The 12,022-nt window shown below is 23.6% G+C and carries 8 protein-coding genes and 2 pseudogenes; 4 read left to right on the forward strand and 6 right to left on the reverse strand.

Translation table 4 applies throughout. The features are described from left to right. Positions 1-329: 329 nt before the first annotated feature. Positions 330-1,937 (reverse strand): hypothetical protein, encoded by a 1,608-nt coding sequence (locus tag ACI2WJ_RS02960; protein WP_400254787.1) that lies wholly within the window; start codon positions 1,935-1,937, stop codon positions 330-332. Positions 1,938-2,296: 359 nt separating this feature from the next. On the opposite strand from ACI2WJ_RS02960, the gene ACI2WJ_RS02965 reads away from it, so the two are divergent. From ACI2WJ_RS02965 to ACI2WJ_RS02975, 3 genes are all read left to right on the forward strand, one after another. After that, positions 2,297-4,012, forward strand: coding sequence for an ABC transporter permease (locus ACI2WJ_RS02965; protein WP_400254788.1), 1,716 nt, complete (start codon positions 2,297-2,299; stop codon positions 4,010-4,012). A 13-nt stretch (positions 4,013-4,025) separates the two neighbouring features. Continuing rightward, positions 4,026-4,934, forward strand: coding sequence for an ABC transporter ATP-binding protein (locus ACI2WJ_RS02970; protein WP_338959276.1), 909 nt, complete (start codon positions 4,026-4,028; stop codon positions 4,932-4,934). Between the two features lie 129 nt (positions 4,935-5,063). Then, positions 5,064-5,231 carry a hypothetical protein gene (locus tag ACI2WJ_RS02975; protein ID WP_338959267.1) on the forward strand — a complete coding sequence of 56 codons (168 nt, stop codon included), beginning with the start codon at positions 5,064-5,066 and terminating at the stop codon, positions 5,229-5,231. Between the two features lie 28 nt (positions 5,232-5,259). Here the strand turns inward: ACI2WJ_RS02975 and ACI2WJ_RS02980 are convergent, their stop codons facing one another. Further along, entirely contained in the window at positions 5,260-5,514 is a 255-nt protein-coding gene (locus ACI2WJ_RS02980; protein WP_342218955.1) for a hypothetical protein, read from the reverse strand. Positions 5,515-5,613: 99 nt separating this feature from the next. Between ACI2WJ_RS02980 and ACI2WJ_RS02985 the strand changes: the two are divergent. Next, positions 5,614-6,854: pseudogene (locus ACI2WJ_RS02985) on the forward strand (IS256 family transposase). 26 nt (positions 6,855-6,880) lie between these two features. On the opposite strand, the gene ACI2WJ_RS02990 reads toward ACI2WJ_RS02985, so the two are convergent. The 4 genes and pseudogenes from ACI2WJ_RS02990 to ACI2WJ_RS03005 form a co-directional block, all read right to left on the reverse strand. Beyond that, positions 6,881-8,236: an amino acid permease gene (locus ACI2WJ_RS02990; RefSeq protein WP_400254789.1), complete on the reverse strand. Its 1,356-nt coding sequence runs from the start codon at positions 8,234-8,236 to the stop codon at positions 6,881-6,883. After that, positions 8,211-9,451: pseudogene (locus ACI2WJ_RS02995) on the reverse strand (IS256 family transposase). Before ACI2WJ_RS02995 ends, ACI2WJ_RS02990 begins: the two are co-directional and overlap by 26 nt. Before the next feature lie 452 nt (positions 9,452-9,903). Beyond that, entirely contained in the window at positions 9,904-11,289 is a 1,386-nt protein-coding gene (locus tag ACI2WJ_RS03000) for a hypothetical protein (protein ID WP_400254790.1), read from the reverse strand. 192 nt (positions 11,290-11,481) lie between these two features. Continuing rightward, complete coding sequence (locus tag ACI2WJ_RS03005) at positions 11,482-12,012, reverse strand: hypothetical protein (protein ID WP_400254791.1); 531 nt, start codon at positions 12,010-12,012, stop codon at positions 11,482-11,484. Positions 12,013-12,022 lie beyond the last annotated feature (10 nt).

Below are 12,022 nucleotides of genomic sequence, written 5' to 3' on the forward strand. Positions count from 1 at the left end.
CTTACTTACATTTTAAAGTATTAATTCATCTAATTTTTCTAAAATTAAAAGTTGTCAAATAATTTCATGATATTATTTATTTCTTTGACATCATTAACAACTTTTTGATATTTTTTTATCAATCATATCTTAAAAGAAAATTGCGAATTAATCAACAACTTAAATATAATACACTATTTTTAATTAAATGTAAAGATAAATTTTTAGAAATGAAAATATAAAAATAATAATTAAAATACTATACAAATTTTTAATTTTAATCAATTTAAAAATTTAAATTATATTAGAAATTTTTTATCATAACAAAAAAATTTGAAAAATAATATAAATTATCAAACATTAGTATCTGCTTTTTTAATAATTCAATTATCAAATAAAATATGATTATTTTTATGATTCTTAATCATTCCAATTAAAAAACTAGTGTTTGCATAACGAATAGTTAAATAATTATAACCATGCATACCACCCGCATTTCTTTTAACTTTAAATGTATTATCATTTACTTTTTCCACACTAGTTCTATCACTTAAAGTAGGATTTTTTGCTCCTTTTCAAAGACCATTTAAAGTAACTGAAATATTACCTTTAATAAGATCTTCGGTTGTAGCTTTAGAATTTATTTTTGAACTAATATAGTCACTAATATCACTCATTTTTTTATTATTTTGAACAAAGTCATCAAAATCTCCAGGATTCATATATATTGTTAAATTATTATCAGTAGTTATATCAATACGCCCTTCAGCAAATGCACTTTTTGTATAAAATATTTTACCTAATGTTGTTGCTGTTTGCTCTGCTCATTCACCTTGCGTTTGATTAGGATTAATATTAATAAAATCTAAAGTCATTGGTGTTAATCTTAATCCTGAAATGCTTCAATCACTAATAGTGATTTTTCCAAAAGCATTAATTTTCTTTTTATTTTCTTCAGGCACTCCTTGTTTTCCAACAAGTCACTTAGTAATCTCATCTGAAAAAGCTGTTGCTGTTGGTGATAAATAATTTTTCAAAGAATCAATTGCTTCATCAATTGTAGGTTTAGTAAGCGCTTCATACATATGATCACCACTAGCATACACATCATTTTTTTGAAGAACTTCTGATTGAGCATTAATATCAACTTTAGTAATATTAACTTTATTGTTATTAAGTTTTCCAGTAATTAATTCTTTTGCTTTTTGTAATAAACTTTCACTATCAGTAGTGGCGTTTTCCATTTCTATCATAAAATCTTTTAATACTTTTGTTACATTACCAGTTGAAGCTTCAATTAAATCTTTTAAATTAGCGCCAGTATTAGCGTAATTAAAATCAAAAATATTAGATACTTCAATTTCTGTCTTTTTGTTACTTTCATCTTTATAAGATAATTTTAATTTTAAATCTGTAGTAAGTTTATATCACATTGTTATCTTATACGTTTCTGGATCATAATTTTCAATACCAAAATCAGCTTTTTCCTTAGTTCAATTGAATTGTTTATTTGTCATTGTTGTTCCATTAAAATCAATTTTTAAAATTTCATTAGTAGTTATATTATTAAATAATGGTTTTAAATCAGATGGTTGTAATAAATAATCTTCAATAATAAAATTTGTAATATCTTCTTGAAGCCTAGTTAAAAATATATCTTTTATTTCATTATCAACCAGACTGTCACTATCTTTAGATAAACTATTTAAATTATTAGTAATATCTTTTCCAAATTCACCAAATTCATCTTCAAAAGTTAAATTCTTATATTCACTAATTAAATTTGCAAGTCCTAAACTAATTTGCTCTTTAGCTTTTTTTAATAATTCTTGTACATCAGCATTTTCCGATACTTCATCATCAGTATCAGAACTATTACCATTTCCACATGCCACTACATTTACTGCTAATGGTGCTGTTAATCCAAAAATTGCTAATAATTTTAATATTCCCTTCACTCTAGTACCCTCCTAAAATTTCTTTTAATATCTTTTATTAAAGTTTTAGTATATTCTATAATATTTATAATTAAAATGTTGTGAATATATTAAGTTTAATATTTATGTAAACTAATAAGTTTATAAAAAAAATCAAGTTTAATTTAATAATCAAAAAATAAGCATTGTAATCATAATTATTAGATTATCTTTTATATCAAAATTTGTTAAATTTTATTACTTATAATTAAAATGTTCAAATAATATTTCTTTTTTTAATACAGTTTAATAATAAATATTTTTTCATTTTCATTAAATTATATTTTATAAACAAAAAAAATAATTGATTATAATTGATAATATGTAAAGGAGAAAAAATAATGGACAGATTACTAGAAACCACAACGAAAACTATAGAAAAAACTAAAACCAAAAAGGCAAGTTGATTTAAGTTATTTAGATTAATTATAATTAAAATTAGTTACAGTTTTATTACAGCATTTTTATTTTTATTTTCAATAGTAATTTCGGTATTGAGCATTAGTGTTTTGTTTTTTTTAAATTTATCAATAGAAGATTTTATTATTGATTTACAATATTATATTATGATTTTTTATAGTATATTTTTATTTATTTTTATTTTATTAAATGCTATAAAAATTTTTGGTACTCAATTTGAAGATAGTTCTTTCTTATTATTACTTACTAAACCTTATACAAGAAATGTTATTATTTTAACTCAATACGCTGCTTTATTTTTTATGAGTTTAACTTTTATTTTCATAAATATTATTGCTTTATTAATCTTTGGCGGGATTTGCGGAATTATTATAAAAGTTTCTTATTTAACTTTTTACGTATTAACGATCCTAAAGTTTTTTGGCTTTTGCTCTTTATTTGCTGTTTTAGTTACTGTTGGTGTAGTAACAATGTTAGCTTTTACTCCATCACAAACAGTTTTTTTAATTTTTGTTATTTTCTGTAGTCTATTTTTATTAGGTGGTTTGCCTTACTCATTAACCAAAATAAATAGTGACATTATTAAAATTAATTTTGAAAATAATATCCAATATACTGTTAGTGAAATCAAAGAAGCAATTTTATTTAAACAAAATTTAGAAAAAGGATTAATTAAATATCCAAATTTAACAAAAGCTATTTTTGATTTTTATTCTAATCTTAGTGATCAAGAATTAAAGGATATTAAAGAAAATAATGTTATTAATAAGCGTATTGATTTTTATCAAAAATTAGGATTTATTAAAACAAATCCTACTGTTAAAACTCTTAGTGGTAAAACAACCTCTTGAAAACCACCTGAATTTCAAAATAAAAATATATTTATGAAAATTACTTTTAATAGTTATTTTAAAAACTTAGATGAATTAAAAAACAATGTTGATAATAATCAAATTACAGAAGACTTAATTAATATAATTAATGATTATGATAAAAAATATAATATTGATTCATTTATGGATCTGCAAAGCGGTAAAGCACCTTCACTATTAACATACGATACTGATATTAATAATACTTATATACAAATTACAGGTCCAATATTAGAACAACCTGTTCCACTATCACCCAAGGAAATTAAAAATATTTTTATTGATACATATGCATATAAATTTGATTTTCGTAATGAATTTAATAAAATTTTTTATAATCCTGTTTATTTTTTAGTTAGAACAACCGAAGAATATATTTATAATCAAATTTATATTTATCGTCAGATTACTAATAATTCTGTTACTAATGATAAAAATTATAAAAATTACATTAGTATTGCAAATAGTTATCAATTTATCAATGCAATAAATTTTATTGAACATTGAAATCAAATTTGGACTTATTTTATGGACTACTATGGTGATTTTTGATTTGAACCTTATGCAACATCTAGTATCGATTTTGATACACAAAAAAATACTTTATTTAGTTATCCTGATTTTAAATTAAATAATAAAAAAATAAAAACCGATAACATTGATTATTTTCAAAATAATAAATCAGTTCTTGAAATATATTGTGGATTTTCTATCATTTTATTCTTACTTTCTTATTTAATGTATAATCGAAAAATTGTTAGTTAGGAGAAAACTTATTATGGGAACTACAGAAGACATTATGATTAGTGTCAGAAACTATAACAAAAAATTTAAAAAGTTTAATATTAGTAATATAAATTTTACTGTATTTAAAGGAACTATTCATGCTTTGGTTGGTCAATCTGGTAGCGGAAAATCCGTTTTATTAAAGTCTATCATTGGTGCAATGCCTAGTAACAGATACAGTGGTACAATTAAGGTTAATGATTACAAAGCAGGAAGTGCAAAATCAAAATTAAGCTTAGGTTATTCCTTAAATTTAGAAAACTTTCCACAAGGTTTAACAGCTTATAATTTTCTAAAATATTTAGGACAAACAACTACTATTACCGATAGTGCTTTAGAAGTTAATTTACAAAAATTATTAAATAATTTTAATTTATGAGAACATCGTAATAAGGGTTTAAATTCTTTCTCTTCAGGAATGAAAAATAGAATTATGCTAATTCAAGCCTTAGCACATGATCCAGAATTAGTAATTCTTGATGAACCTGGTGCAAACTTAGATTCAGAGTCACGAAAATATTTTACAAATGTATTAAAAAGATTAAAAGAAGAAGGTAAAACTATTTTCTTAACAACTCATATGATTAACGAGGTTAAAGATATTATTGATGATTGTACTATTATTGATTTGGGAAAAATGCTTTATAGTGGACCAATAGCAAAATTTGATGTTGGCAAAATTTTTATTTTAACTACCAACAATTTACCATTAACAGCCACTATATTAACAAAATATCAATATCAATTTAAATATCTTAAAGATTTAAATGAAATCTTAATTCGCTTAGATACACAAGAAAAAATTGATAATCTTAGTTCAATTTTAAATAAATATAAAATTGGTATTCAAAATCTTTATGAAAAAGAAATAGATTTATCACATTTAAAAAATTTTTTATAAAATAAAAAAACAAAAATTTAACTATAAAATTTCTAATCTTTTTAATTTCTCATAGTATAATTATTTATAAACTTAATATAAGTTTAATTATTTTAAATAAATACCTTTACATTTTAATAAGGAGAAAAAATGCGAAAAGTTAATGAATGAATAAATAAACATCAACATGAATTTAAGAAAACACTTGAAGAAAGAAATCAAATAAAAATAAATTGAGAACAAGAACACAAAATAATTAATAATTTAAGAGAAGAAATAAACAACAAATATAAAAAAACTAATTTAATAAAAAAATAAGTTACTCTATAGAGTAACTTATTTTTTGTTAACTATTACATTTTGCTAATTTTGCTTGATGTTCTAAATTAAAAGTAAATTCACTATTCAATTCTACTTGTAAATTAGGATTTGTTTTTAAACGAAGTTTATATTTTTTAGAGTAATAAGCAAAGTATCAAGTTATTGCAAAAATCACATTACTTAAAATAAATACTAATTCAATAACCATAGCAACTATTGCACTTGAATCAGTTGCTGTAACTGCATCATAAATAATAGAATAATAATGTCAAACGAACATTAAACGGTAATGTTTAGTAATCTGTGTAACTTACAAAAATAACTATGTTTAATTAATTCTAGTAAATATAATTAAATGACTAGAAAGAGTGAGTTACAGATGGCTAAAAAAGATAACTTTAATAATAATGATCCAATATCAAAAGCAGTAGATTTATTATTAGAAAATACTGAAGATTTAACAACAGTTTTTAAAGAAGGGGGTTTATATAAAGAATTAACAAAACGTTTAGTTGAAAAAATGTTGAATTCTGAGATGCAAAATTATTTAGGATATGAAAAAAATCAACATAGTAATAGTGACAATGCTCGTAATGGTATAAGTTCAAAAAAATTAATAACTCAACAAGGTAAAATTGAGATTGATGTACCACGAGATCGTAATAGTAATTTTACTCCTGTAATAGTGCCAAAAAGACAGAGAAGATTTGATGGTTTTGATCAACAAGTTCTTTCCTTATATGCAAAAGGTATGACATTATCAGATATTAGAATGCAGTTACAAGAGTTATATCAGGGTGCTGATATTAGTGAAAGTATTATTAGTCACAAATTACTGATGATGTGATTGATGATGTCAAAGCATGACAAAATAGACCATTAGAAGGCATTTATCCTATTGTTTATTTTGATTGTATAGTAGTTAAAGTACGACAAGATAAACGCATTATTAACAAATCAGTTTATATAGCTTTAGGAGTTGATTTAGAAGGTAAAAAAGATGTTTTAGGTTTATGAATTAGTGAAAATGAAGGTGCTAAATTTTGATTAGCAAATTTAACAGAAATGAAAAATCGTGGCTTAAATGATATTCTTATTGCCTGCAGTGATAATTTAACAGGCATGTCAGAAGCAATACAATCAGTTTATCTTAAAACAGAACATCAATTATGCATAGTTCATCAAATTAGAAATAGTTTGAAATATGTCTCATATAAGCATAGAAAATCTCTAGTTGCAGATTTAAAACCAATTTATACTGCATGTAGTGAAGAACAAGCAATGCAGGCTTTAGAATCCTTTGAAAATAAGTGAAATAAACACTATCCTCAAATTGCTAAATCTTGATATAAAAATTGAGATAATTTAATGGTTTTTATTAGTTATCCTGCAGAAATTAAAAGAGTGATTTATACAACAAATGTTATTGAATCTGTAAATAGTCAATTACGAAAAATTATCAGAAATAAAAAAGTTTTTCCTAATGATATGGCAGTTTTTAAAATATTTTACTTAGCAATTGAAAATATAACAAAAAAATGAACAATGCCCATTCAAAATTGAAATACAGCAATTGCTCATTTTATGATAAAATTTGAAGATAGAATTAATCTAAACTAGTACTTTGTAAAACAAAGATACACAGATTACATAAAAGCCTCCATTAAACCTAAAGTTGCCAAAATAAATGGAAAAGTAATTTTTTCATATCAATTCAGTTTTAATTTTTTATCTAATGCTAATTTTAATACTGTAATTAAAACCATGATATAAATAAACATTGTAATTACAGAAAAAGCTGATGATAAATTAGCAACATTAAAAGCTGATGAATATTGTTGATCAGGATGTGAAACTAACCAAATTCCTTTAATCAAATCAGGAATAACTAATCATAAAATTAACATAACAGATGTTACTATTAAATTAATAACTGCTGCTTTAACAGGAATGCCATCTTTATTTAAATTAAATAACTTATTAGAAATATATCCTTCTTTAGAAAGTGGCTGTAATGTGGTACCACCATATAAAGCATTTTGCATTGCGATATTAATTTTTAAATCTAACCCACTAATAATCATTATAATTGGACCACCATAGATAATTATTTTGCTTGTAAAAGGACTTCACGCACCCATATTCATATTTTGCACAAAGACGCTATATCCTAAAAAGAAAATTAATGAAATAACAACATAGAAAACTGTCATAATTATCATAATTAAAGTAATACCTTTACCAATATTTTTTTCAGGGTTATTAACATTTTTACCTGCTGTTGAAAAAATTTCAAAACCAGCAAAGAAAAAGAAACATGAAGTAAAAGTATTCATAAATCCAGCAAAAGAAAATGTACTCTCAGTAGTTCAGTAATTTCAATTTGATGAACCATTAGTTATTGCTAAACTAATTCCAGCAATAACTAAAAATCCGGCTGTTAATCACTTAATAATTGATGTTGTATGTGCCATTTTTTTATATATTTTAATCCCAGCAAAAATAACAGAAGCTGAAATCATATAAATAAAAATTCCAATGAAATCTAAATATAAATCAGAAAATGGTCCTCAATTACCACTATATCATTGTGGTTGACCATTACTAATAAATTCTGGAGAAAAAGTTCCTCTAATTAACATCATTACTTGAATTGTCACAACAAATGGTAAACAAGCATATTGCATAAAACCTACTAATCAACCTCAGAATCTACCAAAAGTTGTCCTAACATAGATATATGCACCACCATTATTATCAGAATTATGAATTCTAGATAATTTTGCAAAATCTCATGCACAATTACCCGCCACAAAACCAATTAATAAATACACTCATATTGCATTAATTCCAATTGAGTTAGGTTTTCCAATATTAGATAATATTGCAAAATTACCAATAAAACCAATTCCTACTGCATAATTAAAACCTAATCGAGGCTTTTTAATAATCTGTGTATCTTTGTTTTGCAAAGTACTAGTTCAGATTAATTCTGTCTTCAAATTTTATCATAAAATGAGCAATTGCTGTATTTCAATTTTGAATGGGCATTCTTCATTTTTTTGTTATATTTTCAATTGCTAAGTAAAATATTTTGAAAACTGCCATATCATTAGGAAAAACTTTTTTATTTCTGATGACTTTTCGTAATTGACTATTAACAGATTCAATAGAATTTGTAGTATAAATCACTCTTTTGATTTCTGGAGGATAACTAATAAAAATCATTAAATTATCTCAATTTTTATATCAAGATTTAGCAATTTGAGGATAGTGTTTATTTCATTTACTTTCAAATGATTCTAAAGCTTGCATTGCTTGTTCTTCACTACATGCATTATAAATTGGCTTTAAATCTGTAACTAGTGATTTTCGATGTTTGTATGAAACATATTTTAAACTATTTCTGATTTGATGAACTATACATAATTGATGTTCAGTTTTAGGATAAACTGATTGTATTGCTTCTGACATGCCTGTTAAGTTGTCACTGCAGGCAATAAGAATATCATTTAAGCCACGATTTTTCATTTCTGTGAAATTTGCTAATCAAAATTTAGCGCCTTCATTTTCACTAATTCATAAACCTAAAACATCTTTTTTACCTTCTAAATCAACACCTAAAGCTATATAAACTGATTTGTTAATAATGCGTTTATCTTGTCGTACTTTAACTACTATACAATCAAAATAAACAATGGGATAAATGCCTTCTAATGGTCTATTTTGTCATGCTTTGACATCATCAATCACATCATCAGTAATTTGTGACTAATAACACTTTCACTAATATCAGCACCATGATATAACTCTTGTAACTGCATTCTAATATCTGATAATGTCATACCTTTTGCATATAAGGAAAGAACTTGTTGATCAAAATCATCAAATCTTCTCTGTCTTTTTGGCACTATTACAGGAGTAAAATTACTATTACGATCTCGTGGTACATCAATCTCAATTTTACCTTGTTGAGTTATTAATTTTTTTGAACTTATACCATTACGAGCATTGTCACTATTACTATGTTGATTTTTTTCATATCCTAAATAATTTTGCATCTCAGAATTCAACATTTTTTCAACTAAACGTTTTGTTAATTCTTTATATAAACCCCCTTCTTTAAAAACTGTTGTTAAATCTTCAGTATTTTCTAATAATAAATCTACTGCTTTTGATATTGGATCATTATTATTAAAGTTATCTTTTTTAGCCATCTGTAACTCACTCTTTCTAGTCATTTAATTATATTTACTAGAATTAATTAAACATAGTTATTTTTGTAAGTTACACAGATTACTAAACATTACCACCTAATCAAACAAATTCTTTTAACGATAATCGTTTATGAGATTCATCACTCTTCATTTTTTTCCTCCTTAATATTTTTAAGATTAATTGTAACATTTAAAAAGAAAAATAACAAAATATTTTTCATTAAATATTTTGTTATTAATTAAATTAATGATATATATTCTAATTTTAATGATAATAATTATTAAAACCATTTAAGTAAATAACAATCTACTATGTCTACTTATTGAAAGTTGATTTTGCAAATCAAGATTATTTATTGAAGTTATTTCATCTTGTAATAAAGGAATTATTTCTCCTTTATGATGCTCTTTTTCGATTTCTTTTTGATGTTGATCTAAATCTTCTGGATGGGTTACACTTCATTACTTGCATTATTAATTAGAAATACTGTTTTCATGCTTATTTCTGTTTGATAAAATTGTTGATCAATAGTAACTAACTCTGTTAAATTATCTAAATTACTTTCTGCTATTGTTTTATCGATTTGTGATTTTAAAGCAAATGGTTTATTATAAACAAAACCAAATCCCATTGAAACAAAAATAGCACAGGCTAAAAATAATAATCATTCATTTCCGACAAAATTATCTTTGGCATTTACTAATACTTTTTCTATACTTTGTAAATGAAATGAATTTATTTCATTTCAATCAATATTATCTATACGTTGTTGAATTTGACTTTTTATATTTTCGACTATTACTGGCAAACTTTTATATTTAAAAATATATTCAATTTCTTCTTTAGTAACTTTACTGAAAATACTACATATTTCGATTATTTTACTAAATGCTATTTTATTATCTTCTATTACTTTTATTGAATCCTTTTTTAATTGTTCAATTAAAATTTGAAAATCTAAATTTGAAATTTGCCTTCTTTTTATTACTAACATTTCATGCACTATTTTTATATTTGGCGCTACTTCATGACCATTACGACGATAAGGGTACGGATATTTCATAACTATTTCAGCTGAAGCACCACCAAGTACAGATCTAAGTCAAGAATATATATATTGTGTATTTTCAACATCTGTTATATAACCAGTAATATTAAGTTTGGTTATTCCTGTAACATTTTCTCTATTAAAAACTTCCATTGAAATAATAAAATCTTTAAAAAAAACGGAATTAAAATCATTCATAATATGTCCTGCTTCATGTATACAACTTTTAATTTTACCATCTCATGTTTTAATGTTAAAACTATTACCATTTATAATTGATGTAAAATATTGTTTTTTCAATGGTGATAATTGCACTAATTGACTTGCTTTAAATTCTAAAATTTGTCATAAATAAAATGAACTTACTTGTTGTTTTGTCAATGATTTAACTTGTACTGGCGTCAATGATCTAATTTGTAGTGGTAAAAACTCTTGAATTTGTTTTTCTATAAATTCTGAAATTTGTTCTTCTGTAAATTTTGAAATTTGTTCTGGTTTAAATCATGAAATTTGTTCTGGTTTAAAAAATTTAATTTGTATTGGGGTCAATGCTTTAATTTGTTGTATTGTAAAAAATTCAATTTGTTCTCTTGTTAGTGATTTAATTTGTTCTTCTGTAAATTCTGAAATTTGTCATGTTCATAATAATAAAATTTGTTCTGGTTTAAATCATGAAATTTGTTTAGGCATCAATGATTTAATTTGTTTTTCTGTTAATGCTTTAATTTGTTGTATTGTAAAAATTTGAATTTGTTCTTTTGTTAATGCTTTAATTTGTATTGGGGTCAATGCTTTAATTTGAGAAATTGTTAATAATAAAAAATGTTCTAGGGAAATTTTTGCAATTTGCTCTGGTGCTATTTCTGAAAGTTGTGCCGATGTTAATCAAAAAACTTCTCATAAAAATAATTTAGTTTTTTCTGGTGTAAATTTATTAATTTGTTCTTCTGTAAAAGATTGAATCTGTTTTTGTGTAAAATACTAGACTTGTTCTGAAGTAAATCATGGGATTTGTTCTAGTTTAAATCATGAAATTTGTTTTGGAGTAAATGCTTGAATTTGATATGGTTCAAACGATTTCATTTGTTTTTCTGTAAATGATTGTATTTGTTTTTCTGTAAATTCTGAAATTTGTCATGATTTGAATCATGAAATTTGTTCTGGTTTAAATCATGAAATTTGTTTTTCTCTAATTATTGTAATATCTCATACTTGAATGTTTTGAATCTGTTTTTTTGTTAATTCTTGAATTTGTAATAAATTTAATTCATAAATTTTCATTATATTTATATTATCAATTGAATTAGTTTCCCTTTTAATTCTATTTAAATTAAAATCTAATATCGTTGTAATATTTTTATTATCAATTAATAATTGATTTCTTGTTATCATTTCATTATTTGTCATAGGTATTGCTATTGATAGATCATGTGTTTTTTTATTTTGTTGTTCAAAACTAAAAGCAGTTAATGTTCATGCTTTAAATCAATAATTTATATTAAAAATTTTCATAATATTGGAT

Origin of the sequence: Spiroplasma endosymbiont of Cleonymus obscurus (assembly GCF_964273375.1) — a bacterium.
Taxonomy (GTDB): domain Bacteria; phylum Bacillota_I; class Bacilli_A; order Mycoplasmatales; family VBWQ01; genus Spiroplasma_E.